20 protein-coding genes are annotated in these 23,032 nt (G+C 55.3%); 12 read left to right on the top strand and 8 right to left on the bottom strand.

The features are described from left to right. The first annotated feature begins 248 nt into the window (after nucleotides 1-248). Nucleotides 249-650: a BlaI/MecI/CopY family transcriptional regulator gene (locus D1841_RS00920; protein ID WP_160641263.1), complete on the top strand. Its 402-nt coding sequence runs from the start codon at nucleotides 249-251 to the stop codon at nucleotides 648-650. Nucleotides 651-720: 70 nt separating this feature from the next. Here D1841_RS00920 and D1841_RS00915 read toward each other — a convergent pair whose 3' ends face one another. The 7 genes from D1841_RS00915 to rapZ form a co-directional block, all read right to left on the bottom strand. After that, nucleotides 721-1,962 carry an HD domain-containing protein gene (locus D1841_RS00915; protein ID WP_347563918.1) on the bottom strand — a complete coding sequence of 414 codons (1,242 nt, stop codon included), beginning with the start codon at nucleotides 1,960-1,962 and terminating at the stop codon, nucleotides 721-723. Nucleotides 1,963-2,061: 99 nt separating this feature from the next. Beyond that, nucleotides 2,062-3,030: a 6-phosphofructokinase gene (pfkA, locus tag D1841_RS00910; protein ID WP_160641261.1), complete on the bottom strand. Its 969-nt coding sequence runs from the start codon at nucleotides 3,028-3,030 to the stop codon at nucleotides 2,062-2,064. 147 nt (nucleotides 3,031-3,177) lie between these two features. Continuing rightward, entirely contained in the window at nucleotides 3,178-6,675 is a 3,498-nt protein-coding gene (locus D1841_RS00905; RefSeq protein WP_160641260.1) for a DNA polymerase III subunit alpha, read from the bottom strand. Nucleotides 6,676-6,694: 19 nt separating this feature from the next. After that, nucleotides 6,695-7,228 (bottom strand): hypothetical protein, encoded by a 534-nt coding sequence (locus tag D1841_RS00900; protein ID WP_160641259.1) that lies wholly within the window; start codon nucleotides 7,226-7,228, stop codon nucleotides 6,695-6,697. Between the two features lie 24 nt (nucleotides 7,229-7,252). Continuing rightward, on the bottom strand, nucleotides 7,253-8,188 hold the full coding sequence (whiA, locus tag D1841_RS00895) for a DNA-binding protein WhiA (RefSeq protein ID WP_160641258.1): 936 nt from the start codon (nucleotides 8,186-8,188) through the stop codon (nucleotides 7,253-7,255). Nucleotides 8,189-8,279: 91 nt separating this feature from the next. Then, nucleotides 8,280-8,870 carry an AAA family ATPase gene (locus tag D1841_RS00890; protein WP_160641257.1) on the bottom strand — a complete coding sequence of 197 codons (591 nt, stop codon included), beginning with the start codon at nucleotides 8,868-8,870 and terminating at the stop codon, nucleotides 8,280-8,282. Between the two features lie 18 nt (nucleotides 8,871-8,888). Beyond that, complete coding sequence (gene rapZ, locus D1841_RS00885; RefSeq protein ID WP_160641256.1) at nucleotides 8,889-9,746, bottom strand: RNase adapter RapZ; 858 nt, start codon at nucleotides 9,744-9,746, stop codon at nucleotides 8,889-8,891. A 474-nt stretch (nucleotides 9,747-10,220) separates the two neighbouring features. Here rapZ and D1841_RS00880 point away from each other — a divergent pair, with 474 nt between their 5' ends. From D1841_RS00880 to D1841_RS00830, 11 genes are all read left to right on the top strand, one after another. Continuing rightward, on the top strand, nucleotides 10,221-11,711 hold the full coding sequence (locus tag D1841_RS00880; protein WP_160641255.1) for a sodium:solute symporter family protein: 1,491 nt from the start codon (nucleotides 10,221-10,223) through the stop codon (nucleotides 11,709-11,711). A gap of 194 nt (nucleotides 11,712-11,905) precedes the next feature. Continuing rightward, nucleotides 11,906-12,844, top strand: coding sequence for an AEC family transporter (locus D1841_RS00875; protein WP_160641254.1), 939 nt, complete (start codon nucleotides 11,906-11,908; stop codon nucleotides 12,842-12,844). A 1-nt stretch (nucleotide 12,845) separates the two neighbouring features. Further along, nucleotides 12,846-13,586 (top strand): HAD family hydrolase, encoded by a 741-nt coding sequence (locus D1841_RS00870; protein ID WP_160641253.1) that lies wholly within the window; start codon nucleotides 12,846-12,848, stop codon nucleotides 13,584-13,586. A gap of 209 nt (nucleotides 13,587-13,795) precedes the next feature. After that, nucleotides 13,796-15,733: an aconitate hydratase gene (locus D1841_RS00865; protein WP_160641252.1), complete on the top strand. Its 1,938-nt coding sequence runs from the start codon at nucleotides 13,796-13,798 to the stop codon at nucleotides 15,731-15,733. A 6-nt stretch (nucleotides 15,734-15,739) separates the two neighbouring features. Beyond that, nucleotides 15,740-16,198: an NUDIX hydrolase gene (locus D1841_RS00860; protein WP_160641251.1), complete on the top strand. Its 459-nt coding sequence runs from the start codon at nucleotides 15,740-15,742 to the stop codon at nucleotides 16,196-16,198. A 45-nt stretch (nucleotides 16,199-16,243) separates the two neighbouring features. Further along, nucleotides 16,244-17,461, top strand: a complete 1,218-nt coding sequence (locus tag D1841_RS00855) for an NADP-dependent isocitrate dehydrogenase (protein WP_160641250.1) — start codon at nucleotides 16,244-16,246, stop codon at nucleotides 17,459-17,461. A 35-nt stretch (nucleotides 17,462-17,496) separates the two neighbouring features. Further along, complete coding sequence (locus tag D1841_RS00850) at nucleotides 17,497-18,144, top strand: redox-sensing transcriptional repressor Rex (RefSeq protein WP_160641249.1); 648 nt, start codon at nucleotides 17,497-17,499, stop codon at nucleotides 18,142-18,144. Nucleotides 18,145-18,299: 155 nt separating this feature from the next. Continuing rightward, a complete protein-coding gene (sigG, locus tag D1841_RS00845; protein WP_160641248.1) occupies nucleotides 18,300-19,070 on the top strand; it encodes an RNA polymerase sporulation sigma factor SigG in 771 nt (256 codons plus the stop codon). Between the two features lie 188 nt (nucleotides 19,071-19,258). After that, on the top strand, nucleotides 19,259-21,370 hold the full coding sequence (locus tag D1841_RS00840; RefSeq protein WP_160641247.1) for a hypothetical protein: 2,112 nt from the start codon (nucleotides 19,259-19,261) through the stop codon (nucleotides 21,368-21,370). After that, nucleotides 21,367-22,257 carry a 16S rRNA (adenine(1518)-N(6)/adenine(1519)-N(6))-dimethyltransferase RsmA gene (gene rsmA, locus D1841_RS00835; protein WP_371721221.1) on the top strand — a complete coding sequence of 297 codons (891 nt, stop codon included), beginning with the start codon at nucleotides 21,367-21,369 and terminating at the stop codon, nucleotides 22,255-22,257. The genes D1841_RS00840 and rsmA overlap by 4 nt, the downstream gene beginning before the upstream one ends. A 3-nt stretch (nucleotides 22,258-22,260) precedes the next feature. Then, nucleotides 22,261-22,506, top strand: coding sequence for a hypothetical protein (locus D1841_RS00830; RefSeq protein WP_161879848.1), 246 nt, complete (start codon nucleotides 22,261-22,263; stop codon nucleotides 22,504-22,506). 57 nt (nucleotides 22,507-22,563) lie between these two features. On the opposite strand, the gene D1841_RS18630 is transcribed toward D1841_RS00830, so the two are convergent. Next, a complete protein-coding gene (locus tag D1841_RS18630; protein WP_201751160.1) occupies nucleotides 22,564-23,022 on the bottom strand; it encodes a hypothetical protein in 459 nt (152 codons plus the stop codon). Nucleotides 23,023-23,032 lie beyond the last annotated feature (10 nt).

Raw genomic sequence — 23,032 nt, 5'->3', positions numbered from 1 at the left:
CAAATATATTATATCTTATGTCCAAGATTTCTTTTCGCAAGAATCGTAAAAAATATGAATTAGTGCAAACTGGACTTTCAACATTCTGGAAAAAACCTATGAGATTTTACAAATTGTATCGTACTGTTTCAAAAAAACCTAGGTTTAATCGAATTTTTTTCCAAAAGTTTCTTGACAATTTATCCAATATCAACTATGATTATTTAAATCGTAAATTCCTGTTTCCTAAGAAAGCGAAGGTGCTCCGTATGAAAAACACAAAAACGTCCTATTTCAAGCTGACCAAATCTGAAAACGAGATTATGGACCTGATGTGGAAGGAAAACAGGCCCCTCTCCCGCTCTGAGATCATTGAGCTGACACCTGATCGCACCTGGAAGCCCGCGTCCATCCACATCCTTTTAAACTCTATGCTGGAGAAAAAAGCTATTGAGGTGGCTGGGTTCGTGCAGAGCACTAAGAACTATGCCCGTACCTTTATCCCCAGCGTAACGGCGGATGCTTACGCCATTATGCAGGTAAAAAGCAGCCCCGTGTTCAGCCAGGACTCCATTCCCAGTCTGGTATCCTCCCTGCTGGAGGAAGTGACAAGTATGGAGATCCTCCAGCAGTTGGAGGAAATGGTGCAGAACAAAAAGAAAAAGCTGTAACACGTGTATAAACGCACTATCACCTTTCTAAAGGGATGGCTCTTGCATACGGCAGGAGCCATCCCTCTTTTTACTGCAAATCTGCAAAATAGGAGTGATAGCGAATCCCCAGGGAGCTTTTGGGGAAAAGAAAATGGTGCAGAGCCAGAAAATAATCGTCTGTCATGCTGGCAATATAATCTGTAACAATCTGGCAGGGATCCTCCTCCCGGTAATCCGGGCCGCCATACCATTTCACCTTTTCCTGCACAAAGCTGATGTGATGCTGAAAAACAGGAGAAGCCTTCTGCCCTTTTTGGAGATCTCCCAGCAGCTTTTCAAAAATCTCCCGGAACATGGGCCTGACAGAAGTTTCATATGCCTCGTTCAGCTTTTCATTCCGGTAAATTTTCTCATAGTTCTCCGCCTTAGCCGTCTTTAAATCCTGATAGGTCTGAGGGCTTAAAAGCAGGCAATCCCTCCCATAGCTGTTTTCCAGAATATCCACTGTCATGTTGTTGATAATGGCAGCATTCTGTGCGCCAATGGCCTGGGTGGTAAAGGGTGTGTCCTCAGAGATGATACGGGCTGTCACAGCGTCCTGCCTGTCCTTGCCCAAATAGGCAATCATGTCGCACACCCGCACCACGCATCCCTCCAGGGTGCCCGGCACCAGCGTTTTGACAGCTTCCTCCCCTTGGGTGCAGCAGGCCTCCAGGCTTTCATCAAAAGGTTCAAAGCCTGCCAAAGGCTGTGGCCTGTATTCCTTCTGGGCAAACTCTCCATTGTGGCAGAGGATGCCGTCCAGTGTCTGCAAGGTCACGTTCCGGTGGAAAATCCCCTCCAGCACCCGCACGCTGTGTACGTTGTGGTTGAAGTACCGGCCTGTGTGTTCTTCCAGCAGCTCGCTTAAATACCGCTCCCCAGCGTGCCCGAAAGGAGTGTGGCCCAAATCGTGGCCCAAGGCAATGGCCTCTATTAAATCCAGGTTCAGCCCCAGCACAGCGCCAATATTCCGGGCAATGCGGGACACAAGCTGCACATGCAGCGCCCGGCGGGTCAGATCGTCATTTTCGTAAAAGGAAAAAACCTGGGTTTTATCTGCATAGCGGTTATATAGAGGCAGGTGCATGATTTTTTCCGAGTCCCGCACAAAGGCAGGCCGCCACAAGGTGGCCTTGTCCCGCTCCATATCCCGGCGCAGGGCAGCCTCCTCCCGGCACTGCCAGGGGTTTTCCCAGTGATTTTCCCTGTCTTGGCGGATGCGCGCCTGCAGCTCCCCGCTGAGAGCGGCATATTGCAGCTTTTCTTCCATATGGCCCCTTTCCAGCACAGCCGGACCTTCTAAAAGGGAAACAGACCGGCACAGCACAGAAAACCTCCGCCGCCCAGCCAGGAGCGGCGGAGGTTTTCCGAATATGTATAGAATTATTTAGATGGACAGCCGGGCAGACACCCGGTAAAGGGTTTCATCAAAGACGCGGGGCATATTCAAAGCCTCGGTAATGTCAAAGTCTACAACCTGCTCGCCCTTCAGGGCAACCACCCGGTTGGACATGCCGTTATGCAGCAGCTCCACAGCATGATACCCCATGCGGCTGGCAACTACCCGGTCACGCAGGGTGGGGGAACCGCCCCGCTGCACATGGCCCAGGATAGTGGCCCGGCTTTCAATACCGGTGGCCTCCTGAATGCGCTCTGTAAGCTCCTGGGTGTGGCCTACGCCCTCGGCAACCACCACAATAAAATGCTTCTTGCCAGTGCTCTGGGCAAACTTCATGCGCTCTACAATATCCTTCTCAAAATCAAAGGGCACTTCCGGCACCAAAGTGGCAATAGCGCCTACAGCAATACCGGTGTTCAGGGCAATGTCACCGCAGCGGCGGCCCATAACCTCCACCACGCTGCACCTGTCGTGAGACTCTGTGGTGTCGCGGATGCGGTCGATCATTTCCATCGCTGTGTTCAGGGCGGTATCATAGCCAATGGTGTAATCTGTGCAGGCGATATCGTTGTCAATGGTGCCCGGCACGCCGATGCACAAAATGCCTTCCCCGGTCAGATCCCGCGCGCCCCGGAAAGAGCCGTCGCCGCCGATGACCACCACGCCGTCAATGCCCATCTCCCGGCATTTATCAGCAGCCTTTTTCACGCCCTCAGGGGTGTTGAACTCCGGGCTGCGGGCAGTGAACAGGGCTGTGCCGCCGTGCTGCATAATATCGGAGACGCTGCGCATGCTCATCTCCTTCACGTCCCCATGCAAAAGGCCGTTGTAGCCGCGCATTACGCCATACACCTTCATATCAAAGGACAGGGCGGAGCGCACCACCGCGCGCACCGCAGCGTTCATGCCGGGGGCATCCCCGCCGCTTGTCAATACTGCAATACTTTTCGCACCCATTTCTATCTTCCTCCAACGCAAAATGAAGCGAAGCTGGTTCGCCCTCTTTGCAAATATTATCAACGTCTATTATATCAAATTTCAGAAATTTATCAAGGGGGTTCGGGAAGATTTTGCCCAAATGTACCATTTTTTCAGACATCCCCTTCAGCTTCCTCTTTGAGGCGGGCGGTACACCACATTTTCCTCTCCCAGCAGCTTTTCCAGCGCCCGCAGCAGGGGCTGGTTCACAAAAGCCCTGTATTGTGGCGGAGCCTTCACAAGCTTCCCTGTGTCCACAAACCGCAGGTATACCTCTGTCTGCCCCTCATCAAAAATGGCAAGATACTGCATGGCCTTACGGTACAGAGGGCTTTGTTGGGAGCCTATCCGGAGATACAGCCCCTGCCGCCCCGGCCTTGGTGGCTTTGCGCCCTCCTCCGGCGGAGGGGACAGTTCCATGCACACCAGCTCCGGCTCCTTTTCCTCCTGGAAGCTCAGCCGGCCCGCCGCCTCCACTATAACCCCTTCCTGCAGGAATATGCCGCAGCCCTCCAGCACCTTGGGGAACACCAGGGCTACAATGGCTCCGTACATATCCTCCAGGGTGATAAAGGCCATAGTCTGCCCGGAACGGGTATTTTTCCGGCGCACCCCTGTGATAATGCCCAGCATCTTCACCCGCTGCCCATCCTGGTACAAGGGGGCCTCCCCCTCCCCTGCCTGGGCGCTTTGCAGCACCTGATCGGTACGGGCATACATCCCTTTGCCATAGTGCCCGGAAAAGGCTGCCATAGGGTGGCCGGAAAGGTACATCCCTGTCACCTCTTTTTCCATGGTCAGCTTATCCAGGTGGGAGAAGTCCTCCGCTGGCGTCAGGGGCGGATCCCCTCCATCCTCTGCCTGGGGGTTGTCGAAGAACCCCATCTGCCCCTCAATGTTCCGGCGCTTTGCGCTGTCCAGGGCCTCCAGCACATGTTCCACAGCCAGGAGCATTTCCTTGCGGTTATTGCCCAGGCCGTCTAAGGCCCCGCATTTCACCAGGCTTTCAATGGCCCGGCGGTTCAGGTCCTTGCCTGCCATGCGGCGGCAGAAATTATAAAAGGAGGTATATGGCCCCCGGGCTTCCCGCTCCTCCACCAGCCGGGCAATCACACCCCGGCCCAGGTTCTTCACAGCCAGAAGCCCGAAGCGGATGCCCTTTTCCGTCACAGCAAAGCCCATGTCGCTTTCGTTCACGTGGGGGGCCAGCACCGCGATGCCCAGCCGCCTGCACTCCTCTGTATACTCCGCCACCTTCCCGGCCCAGCCCAGGACACTAGAAAGCAGCGCCGCCAGATACTCCTTGGGATAGTGGCATTTCAGGTAGGCGGTTTCATAGGCCACAATGGCATAGCAGGCCGCGTGGGACTTATTGAAGGCATAAGAGGCAAAGTTCTCTATCTCCCTGAAAAGCTCCTCTGCTGTGGCTAAGTCCACCCCCCGGCGCAGGCAGCCTTCCACCTCCCAGGCGCCGTCCTCCCCCTGCTGCCCATGGAGGAACACCTGCCGCTCCCGCTCCAGCACATCATGCTTTTTCTTGGACATGGCCCGGCGCACAATATCCGCCCTTCCCAGGGAATAGCCCGCCAAATCCCGGAAAATCTGCATCACCTGCTCCTGGTAGATGATGCATCCAAAGGTCACCCCCAGAATAGGCTCTAAAAGCTTATGCTTATATTGCACTTTGCCCGGATCCCGCCTGTTTTCCAGGTACATGGGGATAAACTGCATAGGCCCCGGGCGGTACAGGGAGATAATGGCGATAAGATCCTCTATCTCCTCTGCCCGGGACTGCACCAGCAGCCGCGTCATGCCCGCCGACTCAAACTGGAACACCCCCACAGATTCCCCTGCCGCCAGCATCCGGAACACCTCCCGGTCGTCCCAGGAAATGCGTTCCATGGAAAAAGACGGCTCCCGGCGGCGGATAAGCTTCTCCGCGTTCTCAATGACAGAAAGGTTCCTAAGGCCTAAGAAGTCCATTTTCAAAAGCCCCAGTTCTTCTATGGCTGTCATGGTAAACTGGGTCACTACCACGTCGTCGTTTTTCGCCAGGGGCACATATTCCATCACAGGCTTGTCTGTGATAAGCACGCCCGCCGCGTGGGTGCTGGTGTGCCGGGGCATGCCCTCCACCTTCCGGGCCATATTTACCAATGCCCGCACCTGGCTGTCTGAATCATATTTTTCCTTAAAGGCCCTGGAGCCTTTCAGGGCTTTATCCAGGGTCATGCCCAGCTCCATGGGCACCAGCTTTGCCACCTGATCTACTGTGCCATAGGGGATTCCCATGGCCCTGCCCACGTCCCGGATGGCCCCCCGGGCCGCCATGGTGCCAAAGGTGACAATCTGGGCCACGTGATCCGCGCCGTACTTATCCAGCACATAGGCAATGATTTCATCCCGGCGCTCGTCGCTGAAGTCGATGTCAAAGTCCGGCATGCTCACCCGCTCCGGGTTTAAAAACCGCTCGAAAATCAGCCCGTACCGGATAGGATCCACGTTGGTGATACCGGTGCAGTATGCCGCCAGGCTCCCCGCCCCGGAACCGCGGCCCGGCCCTACAGGAATCCCCACGCTTTTGGCGTACCGGATAAAGTCCCACACAATGAGATAGTAGTTCACATAGCCCATCTGGGAGATGGTGTCAATCTCATATTGCAGCCGCCGCTCCAAAGCCTCCCCGGGCTTTGGGCCATAGCGCTTCTCAAGGCCTTCCCGGCACAGGCGCTGGAAAAAGGCTAGGTTTTCGCTGCCGTCTGGGGTGGTGAAGCGGGGCAGCTTTGTCTTGCCGAATTCCAGCTCCACCTGACAGCGCTTGGCGATTTTCACTGTGTTGTCAGCAGCCTCCGGATATTCCGGGAACAAAGCCCGCATCTGCTCCTCGCTTTTATAATACAGTTCTCCCGAGCCAAACTCCAGCCCGCCCTCCTCGTTTATAGTGCGGCCTGTCTGGATGCACATGAGCACCCGGTGCATCTCCTCGTCCCCGGCAGAAATATAATGGCAGTCGTTTGTCACCACCAGGGGAATGCCCGTCTCCTGGGAAATCCGGATCAGCCCGGGGCTGACCACTTTTTCATCGGAAAGGCCATGGTCCTGCAGCTCCAGATAAAAATTCTCCGGCCCGAAAATTTCCCGCAGGCCCAGGGCCGCCCCTTTCGCGCCCTGGTAGTCCCCCCGCAGCAAGGCCCTGGGAATTTCCCCGGACACGCAGGCGGACAGGGCGATAAGGCCCTCGTGATATTCCCGCAGCAAATCGTAGTCTACCCGGGGGCGGTTATAAAAGCCTTCCACATAGCTTTTGGACACCATGGCCATTAAGTTGCGGTAGCCGGCTTCATTCTCGCACAGCAGCACCAGATGGCGGTTTTCGCTGTCCAGCTCATGGATTTTGTCAAACCGGGTGCGCTTGGCCACATAGACTTCGCACCCCAGGATGGGCTTAATCCCCCGCTTTTTTGCCGCTTTGTAAAAGTCAATCACGCCGTACATGCAGCCATGGTCTGTAATGGCTACCGCCTTGTGGCCCATGGCCTGGGCTGTATCCAGCAGCTTTTCTATCCGGCAGGCCCCGTCCAAAAGGCTATATTCTGTGTGCAGGTGCAGATGTGCAAATCCCATAAACGCCCTCCTGCCAAAATCAGTGGATGTCCTCCAAGCCAACCTCTATCCAAAAGTAATACTCCATGCCAATATTATCCTTCTCCTGCCCCCAATACGTTTCCTCGCACACCAGGTAGCGCCCTGGCTCCTGGGGGCATTCAAATTCTGCCTTTTTCTCCGAGTATATCTGCTCCTTTTCGTCATAAATCACGAAATAAAAAGGCCCGTTGTCGCTTTTCCCCTCAAAGCGCAGGGTGATGGAGTGGTCGTATTCCACCACAGGGGCCTTTCCCCCGATTTCCCCGGGCACCAGCCGCCGCTTGTCCCGGCGCACCCCTTTCTCCGTGGTGTATATCTCGTTTTGCAAAGGCTGTACCGCCACATCCAGGCTGCTGAGGGTGACTGTCCCCACCTCCGGCGGGCCGCTGCCTGCCCAGCCCAGCAGAAGATACAGCAGGCCGAAAATCCCCAGCATCATGGCGGCAGCGCCACCGTATACCGCGGCTTTCAGCTTGCCGCTGCCCTCTACCTTAAAATTCCCATGGGGTAATATGGCATCCCGCAGGCGCATGGTTTTTCCCCCTTTCTGCGTGTTTTAGAGGATGTTCTCCATCCCTCTTTCCTCCAATATCTCTTCCCCTATCTCCAGCAGCCGCTGGAGCCGGTGGTTCACCCCGCTGCGGCTGATATGAAGCCGCTCCCCCAGTTCCCGGAGGGTCATGTCCGGATAGGAAAGGCGCAGCCGGGCTAAATCCCCTAAATGGGAAGGCAGGCTGTCCAGCCCCACCGTATCATTGATGATGGCAATGGCCGCTGTCTGCCGGGCAGAGGCGGAAAAGGTCTTGTCCATGTTGGCTGTTTCAAAATTGGTCTTGCGGTTAATATTGTTCCGGGCCTCCTTGTACATTTTCACCTGCATCAGCTCCATGGCTGCCCCGGAGGCCCCCAAATAGGCCAGCATGTTTTCAATCTGCCCGCTCTCCTTTAAATATACCGCATAGGCCCCCTTGCGCTGCACAATGGCGGGAACGGCCCGGAAGGCGGGAATCTCTCCCAGCAGGGTGTAGAGATCCTTTGCCAGGTTCTTATAAGGCACGGCAAACTCCAGATGATAACCCTTGTTGGGATCCGTAGCAGTGCCGCAGGTGAGGAAAGCCCCGCGCAGGAAGGCCTGCACGCAGCAGTCCTCCTCCAGAGGGGCGCGGTTTATGCGCAGGCTGGTTTCCTGCCCGGAGTGCCCGAAAGCTTCCAAAAGCTGGGCGCGGGCGGAAAGCTCCGGCAGTGTGACCCGGTAGGCGGGCTTCTGCCGGCGGCTTACCGCATAGTTTAGCTGGGCAGACACCCCGGCCCCGGCGGCGCAAAGCTCCATGGCCCTTCTGGCGGCAGGGGCGCTTTCCGTTACCCAGGCGCTGTCCCGCAGGGTGAAGCACCGGGAAAAAAGCCATGCCCCATAGCACTCTGCTCCCAGGCAGCAGGGGCGCTTTATTTCTATCCTGCACAGTTCTGCCTTGATTTTGCCGGAAAACGACATACCCTGTCCCACCTCCTTTACAGGCAAGGCCAATAGGCCCTGCCCCACACTCTGCCAAAGGGGTTCTCCCCTTTTTGTCCTGCCTGCCCTGTTATAATAGGGATATTACTTCCTCTGCTATCGCTTTTATGTCTACCAGGGAAAAATCCGTCACATCTACTGTTACCCGGGGGCCGCCCACGTCGAAGGCATCCATCCCCCTGGCCCGGAATCCTTCTACAAACTGCTCAAAGGTAAGGGGTACATAAGGCGGGCGCTCTCCCAGCGGCTCTGGGTAGCAAGTGTTCACCACATGGCCCCGATGGCGGCCGGGGGACATGTCCCGCTCCAAAAAGCGGCGGTAAATGGCATGGGGATCTCCTGTGAGCATAACCGTCACCACTGAGCAGGCGTATTTTTCCAGCAGGGCCTGCAGCCCGGGTTTGCTGGCGTTTTCAAAGTTGTTTTCCAGTATGACGGACTGTCCCAGAGACAGCACCTGCCCGGCGCAGTAATACAGGATATCCATAGCCCCCACACCCAAAGCCACCTTTTCCGCCCTGCACTGGAAGCCTACAGAGTCATAGAGCAGCTCCTTCATGCTGTCCTTGGAGAACATGGGAAAACCAAGCTCTTTCGCAAGTGCCGCCGCCAGGGTGCTTTTACCCGACGCAGGCAGGCCCGCTACCAATATGCATGCCATGCCCGTCACCTTCCCCTTTCAGAATTTCTGCATATCCCGGTGGGCAGCGCTGGCCTTCACGCCCTTGGAGATCAAATGGTCGCACATATACTGGGCCAGGGCCACCGAGCGGTGGTGCCCGCCGGTACACCCCACAGCTATTACAAGCTGGCTTTTGCCCTCCCGGGCATACAGGGGCAGAAGGTAGTCTATCATATCCGTAAACCGGGCGGCAAAGCCCTGGGTTTCCTCTTTATCCATTACGTAGTCCCGCACCTCTGGGTCAAGGCCTGTTTTGGGGCGCAGGTTTTCGTCGTAAAAGGGATTGGGCAGGCAGCGCACGTCGAACACCAAATCTGCCTCCATGGGGATGCCAAATTTAAAGCCGAAGCTGATGCACAGTACAGAGAGGGAGTCGCCGGCGCTGTTTAAGAACAGCTCCGCAATGCGGTTTTTCAGTTGGGCCGGGGAGAATCCTGAGGTGTCCATGACAAAATCAGCGTTCTCCTTGGCCAGTTTAAGCATATCTCGCTCCAGCTTTACTGCCTGCTCCAAAGAGCCGTTCAAGTCATCGGAAAGGGGGTGCTTGCGGCGGGTTTCCTTAAAGCGGTGAACCAGCACCTGATCGGAAGAATCCAAGAATAAAATTTTGAAAGGCTTTTTGTCCCGCTTCAAAGCCTCGGTGGCTGTAAAAAAGGACATGAACATTTCCCCGCCCCGGGTATCCGTCACTACAGCCGCCCGGCCCAGGCCTTCAGACTTTTCACACAAATCATAAAAAACCGGAATCATTGCCGGCGGGAGATTGTCCACGCAGTAAAAGCCAATGTCCTCCATGGCGTGCATGGCCCTGGTTTTGCCAGCGCCAGAAAGGCCCGTTACAATTACAAATTCCATTTAAATCGCCATACGATACAGGGTGTGCGCAAAAGGCCTTAGTGCAGCCTTTTGTGCCCGGTATCGCTCCTTCCTTCCATATTTTTCATTCTGCATTCTCTTTGCATGCCCTATTGTAAGCATTATACCAAATTCCGTTTTTCCCGTCAACGGAATCGTGAAAGGGGAAGCCAGCCTTTAATATCGCGAGGCTTAAGAAAATAGGCTTTTGCAGGCTGCGTGGGTATACCTGAAAAACGCAACTGTGAACAAACTATGAATGCGCAGGGCTTTAGTATCCAAAAACACACCGCAACTTCCCCTTCATGTCCCATTTTTCTTCTAAACGCATGAAAGCCCCCTTGCCTGCCCAATATCAAAAAATTTTCCTTGCGGTTTTCCAGGAAATGTGGTAACATTTTATCAATTTAAAGCTTGCAAGCTTTAAATTGATAAAATCAAAAAAGCGGTTATGTTTGGCGGAGGAGCAATGTTATGGACAAGCAAATGACTATATGGCTAGTGATTGGCGTATACGCCGTCTTTATGCTGGCAATTGGAATCCTTTATTCCCGCAAGGGCAGCGATATGGCGGGCTTTACTGTAGGCGGGCGCAGCGCAGGAGCCTGGATTTCCGCCCTGTCCTATGGAACGGCCTATTTTTCCGCTGTTATGTTCATCGGCTATTCCGGCGGATCCGGCTGGTCATACGGCTTATGGAGCGTGCTGGTGGGCATTGGGAACGCAGTTTTCGGCTCCCTTCTGGCCTGGCTGGTGCTGGCAAACCGTACCCGGAAAATCACCCGGCGGCACGATATCAAATCCATGCCCCAGCTTTTTGAAAAGCGCTTTCAAAGCCCTGCCATACGGCTTTTCTCCTGCATCGTAATTTTTGTGTTCCTTATCCCCTATTCCGCCTCTGTTTATAAGGGGCTTACAAGTGTCTGCTCTGTTATTCTGGGCATTAACGAACAGGTATGTATGATTATTATTGCCATCGCTTCTGCCCTGCTGCTGGTGCTGGGAGGCTACATGGCTACCCTGAAAGCGGATTTCGTCCAGGGCTTTGTGATGATGATTGGCGTTACCGCCCTGATTGTGCTGGTGGTGCTGTCCCCCCAGGTAGGCGGCCTGAACCAGGGCCTTTCCAACATGGCGGACTACATGAAAGCCCACGAAATGGCGCCCCTGCCGGGGAAATCTGCTGTGGCCCTGGTTTCCACCCTGCTGATGACCAGCTTCGGCACCTGGGGCCTGCCCCAGATGGTACATAAATATTACGGCATCCGGGACGGCAAGGAGGTAAAGCGGGGCACCATTATCTCCACCTTTTTCGCCCTGCTGGTGGCGGGGGGCGGCTATTTCATCGGCTCTTTGTCCCATCTGTTTTTCGGGGAAACCATGCCCGAGGGGGGCAAGGATTTTATCGTGCCCCTGATGCTGGACTCTGCCGGACTGCCCAACCTGCTTATCGGCGTGATTCTGGTGCTGCTGATTTCCGCCTCTGTCTCCACCCTTTCCAGCATTACCCTGACTGCCTGCACCACTGTCTCCATGGATTTGGTGAAGGCCACCTTTGCAAAAAAAATGGAGGACAGGAATCTGGCTGCCCTCACCCGCATCTTGTGCCTAGCCTTTGTGGTGCTCAGCTATGTTATCGCCAACTACCCCACCCCTATCCTGGAGATGATGTCCTACTCCTGGGGGATTATCTCCGGCTCCTTCCTGGCGCCCTACCTGCTGTCCCTGTACTGGAAGGGTATCAACCGGGCCGGGGCCTGGGCCGGCATGCTGGGGGGCTTTCTCACAGCCTTCCTGCCGGCGGCCCTTTCCGGCTTCACCACCCCGGACGGCCCCCTTTACGCCTGCCTTGCCATGATTCTCTCTTTTGCGCTGTGCTTTGCAGGCAGCAAAATTGCGGGCGTTTTCCATTGGAAGTCCGCACAGCCCAACGAAAAATTCTACAGCCCGGGAACCGAGGAATAAACAAGAGCAAAAGGAAAACGCGGCGTGTACCGGGAAAGCCCTCCTGCACGCTGCGTTTTGCTTTGAGAAGCCGAGCCGGGGAAGCCAGGCGTTTTCCGGAAAAGAAAGGTTTGCCTGCCGGACAGTTTCGTGGTATACTTACACTATATACTATAGATCCAAACTTTACCGGGATATGAAAAGGAGTTGTTTCCATGGAAAGCCTGCGCATTGCGCTGGAAATTGTGCTGCCCCTGTTCCTGCTGCTGGCAGTGGGGTATTGTATTAAGCTGACGGGAATTATGAACGAAACCTCTGTGCGGCAGACCAACAATATGATTTTCAAAGTGTTCCTGCCCCTGCTGGTTTTTTTCAACATCTATAAAACCGATCTTACCAGCAGCTTTGATATGAGCCTGCTGCTCTTCGCGGTGGTGGGGGTGCTGCTGCAATTCATTATCTCCCTGTGCCTGGTAATCCTCCTGGAGCACGACAACGCCCGCCGGGGGGTTATGCTCCAGGGCATGTTCCGCAGCAATTTCGTGCTGTTCGGCATCCCCATCAGCACAGCCCTGTTTGGGGACTCTGCCGCAGGGCTTGCCTCCATCCTGATAGCGGTCATTATTCCCCTGTACAATATGCTGGCGGTCATTTCCCTGGAATCTTTTAACGGCAAAAAGCCCAGCCTGTGGAAAATCCTGGTGGGCATCCTCACAAACCCCTTGATTATCGCTTCCGCCGCAGGCATCCTTTTCGTGGTGTTCCATATTCCACTGCCTACGGTGCTGTATAAAACCGTTTCAGACCTGTCTATCATCGCCACGCCTTTGGCCTTCGTGATTTTGGGCGCCTCCTTCAGCTTTGGGGAGACAGGCCGCTGCGTGCGGGATTTGTGCATTACTTTGGGTGCCAAGCTGGTGACCTATCCCCTCTTGTTTATAGCCCTGGCAATTCTGATGGGCTTTAGGGACGCTCACCTGGCGGTACTGCTGACCGTGTTCGGCTCTCCCATCGCCGTATCCTCCTTTACCATGGCCCAGCAGATGGGGGGCGACGACAAGCTGGCCGGACAGCTTGTCGTGTTCAGCTCCCTGCTGTCCGTATTTACCATGTTCCTGTTCATTTTTGGGTTAAAGGAGCTGGCGTTTTTCTAAAATGAAAAAACCGGAAATGATTTTATTTGACTACGGCGGCACTTTGGCGCAGGAAACGTCCCCGGATTTTCTGCGGGGATGGCGGGCCGTGTTCCAGTATATTGACAAGAATCCAGACGGGGCTACACCCGAGCAGGCATGCCAGGTGGCAGACAGCCTTTGGCAGCGCTTTTCAGCGTCCCGCAGCCTGTCCGCCGCCCGCAAAGGCGGGTTTGAAACCCATGAGTGGCAGCAGCTCCGGACGGTGCTGGACGTTCTAGGGTTGGAACCTGCCCTCCCCCTTTCCGGCATAGAACGTGTGCTGATGGAGAATTCCAGCCTCTGTAAGCCCATGCCCGACATAGGTGAACTGCTGGCTTTCCTGGACAGGCTGGGCATTCCTACAGGGGTTGTCAGCAACATCGGATGGTCGGGCCAAGCCCTTACATACCGCCTGGAAAAGCTTTTCCCTTTACATAAATTCCGCTTTGTTCTGGCTTCCAGCGAATACGGCATACGCAAGCCTGACCCTATGCTGTTTCAAATTGCTTTGAAAAAGGCCAGACTGCTGGCTTCTGCCGTCTGGTTCTGCGGAGATGACTGGGAGAAAGATGTCTGTGGCTCCCATGATGCTGGGATGTTCCCAGTTTGGTATTGCGAAGGGGCATTTGGAGGAAAAAAACAGCGGGATGCGCCGTTTCCCTATTTGGCTGTCCAGGTCTGGCGGGAACTGCCTGCATTTTTAGGGGCATGTGGCGGCTGATTTTTTGAGAAAAGCGCGCTTTTTGCAATTTTCTTTTTCAGAACTTGCAAAATTTGTCTTTCTGCCATTGACAGGGACAGGCTTTTCAGGGATAATAGGAGTATGGCTAAAAATATGGGCCGCCTCTATATAGTGTGGGGCAGGCTTCGTCAGCATAGAGAAATCTTGTGAAAGCAGGCTTTTTTTGCCTGCAAGGAAGGAGAAAATGTATGGGCAGAACAATCGCACAAAAGATTCTGGAGGCGCACCTCCTCAGCGGTGAAATGCAGGCGGGGGCGGATATCGGCCTGAAAATCGACCAGACCCTGACCCAGGACGCCACCGGCACTATGGCGTACCTGGAGTTTGAGGCTATGGGCGTGCCCCGGGTGAAAACCGAGAAAAGCGTGGCCTACATCGACCACAACACCTTGCAAAGCGGCTTTGAAAACGCCGATGACCACCGGTTTATCCAGTCCATTGCCAAGAAGCATGGCATCTATTTCTCCCGGCCCGGCAACGGCATCTGCCACCAGCTTCATTTGGAGCGCTTCGGCATTCCCGGCAAAACCCTGATTGGCTCTGACAGCCACACCCCCACCGGCGGCGGCATTGGTATGCTGGCCTTCGGCGCGGGAGGCCTGGACGTGGCTGTGGCCATGGGCGGCGGGGAATACCATATCTCCATGCCGAAAATGACGAAAATCAACCTGACAGGCCGCCTGTCCCCCTGGGTTTCCGCCAAAGACGTGATTCTGGCAGTGCTGCAGAAGATGAGCGTAAAGGGCGGCGTGGGCAAAATTATTGAATACGGCGGGGAGGGCATCAGCACCCTCACTGTGCCGGAGCGGGCCACCATCACCAACATGGGCACAGAGCTGGGAGCCACCACCTCCATCTTCCCCTCAGACGAGATTACAAGGGAATTCCTGGAGGCCCAGGGCCGGGGGGATCAGTGGGTGGAGCTGAAATCTGACCCGGACGCTGTATACGACGAGGAGTTCACCATCGACCTTTCCACCCTTGTGCCCCTGGCAGCTTGTCCCCACAGCCCGGACGCGGTGAAGCCTGTGGAGGAACTGGCAGACATCAAGGTGGATCAGGTGTGCATCGGCTCCTGCACCAATTCCTCCTATCTGGACATGATGCGGGTAGCCGCCATCTTAAAGGGCAAAACCGTACACCCGGATGTGAGCCTGACCATTGGCTGCGGCTCCAAGCAGGTGTACAATATGCTGGCTTTAAATGGTGCCTTGGCAGATATCATCGCGGCAGGCGCCCGGGTGCTGGAGTGCGCCTGCGGCCCCTGCATCGGCATGGGGCAGTCTCCCAACTCCGGCGGCGTTTCCCTGCGCACCTTCAACCGGAATTTTGAAGGCCGCAGCGGTACGGCGGACGGACAGGTATATCTGGTCAGCCCGGAGACGGCGGCAGCCTCCGCCCTCACAGGCATGTTTACGGATCCCCGCACCCTGGGGGGCTGGGAAAAAATTGAGATGCCTAAGGAGTTCCTGATAAACGATAACATGATTGTGCCCCCCATTGAGGAGGCCTTGATGGAGACGGTGGAAATTCAGCGGGGGCCGAACATCAAGCCCTTCCCCATCGCAAAGCCTTTGGAGGATTCCATTCAGAAAAAGGCCATTTTGAAGGTGGGCGACAATATCACCACTGACCACATTATGCCCGCGGGTTCGAAAATCCTGCCCTACCGCTCCAATATTCCCTATCTCTCCCAGTTCTGCTTCGGGGTATGCGACAAAGAGTTCCCCCAGCGCTGCAAGGCGGAGGAGGGCGGCATTATCATTGCTGGTTCCAACTACGGGCAGGGCTCTTCCCGGGAGCACGCGGCCCTGGTACCCCTGTACCTGGGGATAAAGGCGGTCGTGGCAAAGTCTTATGCCCGCATCCACTGCGCGAACCTGGCAAATGCTGGGCTTATCCCTCTGGAGTTTACAGACGAAGCGGATTATGACAAAATCGACCAGATGGACGACTTGTGCCTGCCCCATATCAAGGAGGAACTCCAGAAGGGCTGTGACGTTACCATGGAGAACCTGACCAAGGGCACATCCTATAAGCTTACTGCTGTGCTTACAGAGCGGCAGCGGCAGATGGTGCTGGCAGGCGGGCTGCTGAACTATACAAAGACTGCTGGCAGGAAGTAACAGGATATGACTGGCTATGTGAAATTCCTGCGGGATCATGTGGGCCACGCGCCAGTGCAGCTATGCAGCGCAGGCGTTCTGGTGGAAAACGAAAAAGGGGAAATCCTGCTCCAGCTACGGGCAGACAACCATACCTGGGGCATATCGGGCGGCGCTGTAGAGTTGGGCGAAAGCACAGAGGATGCAGCCCGGCGGGAGCTTCTGGAGGAAACCGGGCTGGCGGCGGACGAACTGGAACTTTTCTCCGTATTCTCCGGGGAAAACCAGCACTATGTATATCCAAACGGCGATGAAGTGCATCTTATTATGACCGTATATTTGTGCCGGAAATACCATGGCACATTGCGGCGGCAGGAGGAAGAAGTAGACGAGCTTCGCTTCTTTCCGCTGGAGGCCCTGCCGGATAACATAACGCCGCCTGAGAAGGATGTCCTTAAAAAATATATGCAGATGGCACGCCCTTAAAATATGTGCAAAAAAATATGTGCAGATAAAGACAAGGAGAAACTTATGGCTTTTGAAAAGATACAGATGAAAACACCCTTAGTGGAGATGGACGGCGACGAAATGACCCGCATCATCTGGCAGATGATAAAGGATATCCTGCTTACGCCTTACATTGACCTGAACACAGAGTATTATGATCTGGGCCTGGAGAACCGGGACAAGACCGGGGATCAGGTGACAGTGGACTCTGCCATGGCTACGAAAAAATATGGCGTGGCGGTAAAGTGCGCCACCATCACCCCCAACGCCGCCCGCATGACGGAATATAACCTGCACGAGATGTGGAAGTCTCCCAACGGCACCATCCGGGCCATCCTGGACGGCACCGTGTTCCGAGCGCCCATTTTAGTAAAGGGCATTACCCCCTACATTCCCACCTGGAAAAAGCCTATCACCATTGCCCGCCACGCTTACGGGGACGTGTATAAGAACACGGAGGCTTTAGTGGAGAAAGGCTCGAAGGCGGAAATCCTTATCACAAAGCCCGACGGCACCCAAGAAAAGCACCTGATCCACGACTATGCAGACAGCGCAGGGGTGGTGCAGGGAATGCACAACCTGGATGGGAGCATTGAAAGCTTTGCCCGGGCCTGCTTTAACTTTGCCCTGGACACCAAGCAGGACTTATGGTTTGCCACCAAGGACACCATCTCCAAGAAATACGACCACCGTTTTAAGGACATTTTCCAGGAGGTTTTCGATAAGGACTATGCCCGGAAATTTGCGGAAGCGGGAATTGAATACTTCTACACTCTCATAGACGACGCTGTGGCCCGGGTGGTGCGCAGCGAGGGCGGGTATATCTGGGCCTGCAAAAACTATGACGGGGACGTGATGAGCGACATGGTGGCCACAGCCTTTGGCAGCCTTGCCATGATGACCTCTGTGCTGGTGGCCCCGGACGGCACCTGCGAATATGAGGCGGCCCACGGCACAGTACAGCGCCACTACTATAAGCATTTAAAGGGCGAGCCTACCTCTACAAACTCTGTGGCAACCCTGTTTGCCTGGACAGGCGCCCTGCGCAAGCGGGGAGAGCTGGACGGCAACAGCCGACTGGCAGACTTTGCGGACAAGCTGGAGAAAGCCGCTCTGGACACCATTGAGGACGGCGTGATGACAGGGGACTTGGCGGCTATGTCTACCCTGCCCAACATTCAGAAGGTGGGCACAGAGGAATTTTTGAAGGCTATTCAAGAACGGCTGGAAAAAGTCCTATAAGGCACTTCATTTTACACGTCGGGGAGGGATTGGCTTTGCAAAAGAAAAATTCAGTTTCCATGTCCGTTATCCGCCGCCTGCCCCGGTATTACCGCTTTTTAACTGAGCTTTCCAAAAACGGCGTAACCCGCATTTCTTCCAAGGAGCTTTCGGAAAAAATGGGATTCACTGCCTCCCAGGTGCGGCAGGATTTTAACTGCTTTGGCGGTTTCGGGCAGCAGGGCTATGGCTATCATGTACCCCAACTGCGCACTGCCATTGAGGAAATCCTGGGCCTGCAACATAAATATCCCTGTATTCTGATAGGTGCGGGCAACCTGGGGAAGGCTATTGCCGGGCACATGCCCTTTGAGCAGTTGGGCTTCCGGCTTGTAGGCGTGTTCGACAACTCCCCCAAGGTGGTGGGCCAGAAGATTGGCGGGCAGGAGATACTTCCTTATGGGAAGGTTGGCGCTTTCTATCAGGAACACTGCCCTTCCATGGCGATTCTCTGCGTACCACAGGAAAACGTAGAAGAGATAACCGATTATCTCTATACGTTGGGAATGCGCTCTTTTTGGAACTTCGGGCATTATGATATCGCGCTGAAGCACCCGGATGCTATTGTGGAAAATGTCCACATGAACGACAGCATGATGACCCTTTGCTATAAGCTGGCGGCAAAAGACCGGCTTCCCAACTAAAGCCTTTTCCCGCAAAGAGCGCCCCTCTGCCTAGTTGGCAGGGGGGCGCTCTTTGCCTGTGCATGTGAAAAACTGTATTTTTCAAGTGCGGCAGCGATAAATCCGCTGGAAAGGGGAAATACTACCTTTGAAAGAAACTTTTTCGGAGGTACGTTATGCAGGGGAAAGTGGAAATATGCGGGGTGAACACGTCCAAACTGAAGGTACTGAAAAGCGATGAAATGCGGGAACTGCTCATCCGCTGCCATGACGGGGACAAGGATGCCCGGGAAAAACTGATTGCCGGAAACCTGCGGCTGGTTTTAAGCGTGATTCAGCGCTTTGGCAACCGGGGGGAAAACCCGGATGATCTGTTCCAGGTGGGGTGCATTGGGCTGATGAAGGCCATAGACCACTTTGATGTGAGCCAAGGGGTGCAGTTTTCCACCTATGGGGTACCCATGATTATTGGGGAAGTGCGCCGCTTTCTCCGGGACAACAACGCTGTGCGGGTCAGCCGGAGCATGCGGGACACGGCCTACAAAGCCATTCAGTGCAAGGAACAGCTTACCGCCCGGGGCGGGAAGGAGCCTACCATTGAGGAGATATCCCAGGCCCTTTCCATGAAGCGGGAGGATGTGGTGGTGGCCCTGGAGGCCATTGTGGAGCCGGTTTCCCTGTACGAGCCTGTGTTTTCCGACGGAGGCGACACCATCTATATTATGGATCAGGTAGGCGACGGCAACGATCAGGACTGGCTGGAGGAAATTGCCATCAAGCAGGCTATCCGGGGCTTGAGCGACCGGGAAAAGCGCATCCTTTCCCTGCGCTTTCTGGAAGGCAAAACCCAGATGGAGGTGGCAGGAGAGGTTGGCATTTCCCAGGCCCAGGTTTCCCGGCTGGAAAAGGGCGCGCTGGGGAAAATAAAAAAAGAGATACGGGCCTGACGCTTGCTTGCGCCAGGGGATTTGAAGGCCGCGGGATTCCCGCGGTTTTACATATTTATAGCCCGCCTTTACCCCTATTACAGCGGATAAAATCTTTGAAGCAGATGCTCTTTGGGCTGTTCCCACTTTACTTTTCCAGTGAAAAATGGTAGTATAATGAAAGAAATACAGGAAAAGGAGGGGGCGGCATGGAAGGCTCTTTAGAAGGCGCTTTGGCAGCTATACTGCTTTTCGGAGCTTTCCAGATCTGCGGTGTGGCTGCGGCCTTTCCCCTGCTGCCCCAGGAAAGCGCCGGGGTACGGCTGCTTTTCGGCAGCGTAGCGGGAAGCCTGATGCTCCAATGGTTTCCGGCGCTGTTTGCCTTTGGCTTTGGCTTTTCCCCTGCTGCCCATCTGCTGGCCCTGCTGCTGGCTTTGGGGTGCGCCGGGGCCAGCCTGTATGGAAGCCGCGCCAAAAATTTCCCTGCTTTTTCCTCTCTGCCAAAGGCTTTGGGGGCCTTTGGGCGGCAAAAATTCCTGCTACTTGTCCCGCTCTTTTGTGGCTTCTTCATTTTTTTAGTGTTCCACTCCTTCCGTTTTGAAAACAACCGGATATACTGCTGCCAGTCCACCTACGGGGACATGAGCATGCACCTGAGCTTTATCACCAGCCTTGCCCGCCAGCAGGTTTTTCCTCCCGAATATTCCCTGCTGCCCGGCGTGCGGCTTTCCTATCCTTTTTTGTCCGACAGCATTTCCTCCAGCCTCTATCTTTTAGGCGCACCTTTACGGCTGAGTTATGCTTTGCCCATGTGCGCGGCAGGCGCCCAGGTCTTTTTCGGGGCATATCTCTTTTTCCGCCGGATGCTGGGATCGCCTGCCCAGACGGCAACGGCTTTCCTGCTGTTTTTCTGCAACGGCGGGCTGGGGGTGTTCTACTTTTTAGGGGGCGGGAAGGAGAATTTCACCCGGATTTTCACGGCATTTTATGAAACGCCTACAAACTATGTGGCGGAAAATATCCGCTGGGTGAACGTGATAGCCGACATGATGCTTCCCCAGCGGGCCACCCTGTTCGGCTGGGCCATACTGTTCCCCACCCTCTACCTGCTATACCGGGGGGTTTTTGAAGGGGAAAAGCGTTTTTTTCTCTATGGAGGCGTGCTGGCAGGCGCTCTGCCTATGGTGCATACCCACTCCTTTCTGGCTTTGGCGCTGGTGTGCGGAGGATGGCTGGTGCTGGATTTGTGCAAAAGGCTCCGGCTGCTGGACAGGGCCGTTTTGCTGGGAAAGGGCGCGGTGGTGGCGGGAGTGCCTGTCATGTGCCTGCTAAAGGATCTCCTCCGCACCCGGGGCTTGGAAGATTCTCCCTGGCTGCTGGTTTTTATCAGCCTGGTGGTACTGCTGTGCCTGGTGCTGCTGGGGTTTTTGCTGGCTTTTGCCTGGCGGCAGGGGATGCTTTGGGAAATTGCCCGCACCTGGGGCATACTGGCACTTGCCGCCTGCCTGCTGGCCCTTCCCCAGCTTTTCGTGTGGACTTTCCGGCAGGCAGGGGCGGGGCAGTTTGTGCGGGGGCACTTTGGATGGGTGACCGGGGAGGACAATTACCTGTGGTTTTACCTGAAAAACCTGGGGCTTGCAGGCGTGCTGGCCTTCTGCGGGCTGATAACCTGCCAAAAGGATCGCTTTGCCCGGTATGTGCCGGCTCTGGTGATTTGGCTGATTGCTGAATTTGTGGAGTTTCAACCCAATGACTATGACAACAACAAGCTGCTGTATGTAGGCTATGCCCTGCTGTGCTGCTGCGGGGCGGAGTTTTTCTGGGACATGCTGTGCAAAATCAGGCGCAGGGGCGCAAGAAATGTCTTGGCAGGAGGGCTTACCGCTTTCCTCATCCTTCCGGCGGTGCTGACCCTGGGCCGGGAGGCGGTGTCTGAATATGAAATTTATGGGGACGGCGCCCTGTCCCTGTGCGCCTATGTGGAGGAAAACCTGCCGCCAGACGCGGTGGTGCTTACCGACACCCGGCACAACAACGAAATCTGCGCCTTAGCCGGGCGCAACGTAGTGTGCGGCTCTCCCAGCTATCTGTTTTATCATGGCCTGCCCTATTACGGCAGGGAGTTTGCTGTGCGGGAAATGTATGAAAAGCCTGCGGAATCTTTAAATTTTTACAGCAGCACCCATGTAAGCTATGTACTCTATAGCGATTTTGAAAGCAGCTCTTACCAGGTGGACGCCCAAGCGCTGGACAGGCTGTTCACCCGGGTTTATGACGACGGTGTGCGTATCTTATACAAGGTGGAACTGGAGGAGGCATGATGGAAAAAGATACTATGGGAAGCTTGGCTGACCCCGGCGTACTCCGGGAGGTGCTGGGCCGCCATGGGTTCCGGTTTTCCAAGGCTATGGGGCAGAATTTCCTTATAAACCCCAGCGTGTGCCCCCGCATGGCGGCGGCCTGCGGGGCGCAGGAATGTGCCGGGGTGCTGGAAATCGGGCCGGGGGTGGGGGTGCTCACCCGGGAGCTTTCCCAGGCGGCTAAAAAAGTGGTGTCCATTGAACTGGACAGCCGGCTTTTCCCGGTGCTGGAGGAAACCCTGTCGGGCTGCGGGAACGTGGAACTGGTGCAGGGGGACGTGCTGAAGCTGGATTTAGCCGCCCTGATACAGGAGAAATTCGGCGGGGAGCCTATATGCGTATGCGCAAACCTCCCCTATTATATCACCTCCCCTGTGATTATGGGCCTGCTGGAGGGAGGGCTTCCCCTGAAATCCCTCACTGTGCTGGTGCAGAAGGAAGCCGCCCAGCGGCTGTGCGCCCTGCCAGGCAGCCGGGAGTGCGGGGCGGTAAGCGTTAGCGTGCAGTATCACAGCAGGCCAAAGCTGTTGTTCGAGGTGGGCCGGGGCAGCTTTATGCCGCCGCCTAAGGTAGATTCCGCTGTGCTGCACATGGAAATCCGCACAAGCCCGCCTGTGGAGGTGCCGGACAAGGCGTTCTTTTTTCGGGTGGCCCGGGGAGCCTTTTCCCAGCGGCGGAAAACAGCGGCAAATGCGGTTTCTGCCGCGCTGGGAGCGCCGAAGCCCCTGGTGGAAGAAGCCCTGCGCAGTGCAGGCGCGCAGCCCAACGCCCGGGCTGAGCAGCTTACCTTGGAGAAGCTGGCGGCTTTCAGCAGCGCCCTTTGGGAGAGCCGTTTAGAATGGATATGAAATATGAAAGAAAGAAAGAAAGGAAGGGTGCCAAGCCTGGCAGGGCTGTCACCCAAAGGTACGCTCATGAACGCGGAAAAAAGCCTTTTCAAATTTTTATTGTTTGCCGACGCCTGCGCCTTGATTATCAGCATGGTGGCAGGGCCTTTAAACCACACCGCCATTGCCATTGGCGCGGCGGGCAGCGCTATCCTTATCTCCCTGTGCCTGATTGGCTATGGGCTGTATGTGTGGCCTAAAAGGCGGTGAGCCTGCAAAGCAGTGAAAAGCCGCCCAGCACAACGCTAGACGGCTTTTTTGCTGCGTTTACTTATACGACCCCAGGTATTTTTCAGCCCCGGCTGTGAATAAATCAAAGCGCCTTTGGGTGAGGGCGTTTTCCTCCTCTTGCCACACCTGGAAGATTTTTTTCCGGCCCTGATAGAGAATCCCGCACAGCTCCTCTGCCGGATATGGCCCCGCGCTTAAGCCATACAGGGAAAGGATGCGGCTGTCCAGGGCGCGGTTATACTCGTTTTTGCCTGTAAAGCCGGGGATGTTTGCGAGAGCATCCTGGCAGAGGCCTCGGTACTGGCGGCAGGGCGTGCAGATATCGTCCCCTTCTATTGTCAGGAGCAGTGGCTGGGTGTGGCATGCCAAAACCAGGTTGCCGATACGGTAAAAATCGTGGTCCAGCTTTTTGTCCGGCACAAAGTTTTCTATACCCGCGCCATACAGCTTGATGATATCCATAAAATGGTGGGGCTTGATGGTAATGGTTTCCACTTTCCTTCCC

The sequence above is a fragment of the Neglectibacter sp. X4 genome (assembly GCF_009917365.1).
Lineage (GTDB): Bacteria > Bacillota > Clostridia > Oscillospirales > Acutalibacteraceae > Acutalibacter.
This window is presented reverse-complemented; position numbering and strand designations above follow the sequence as displayed.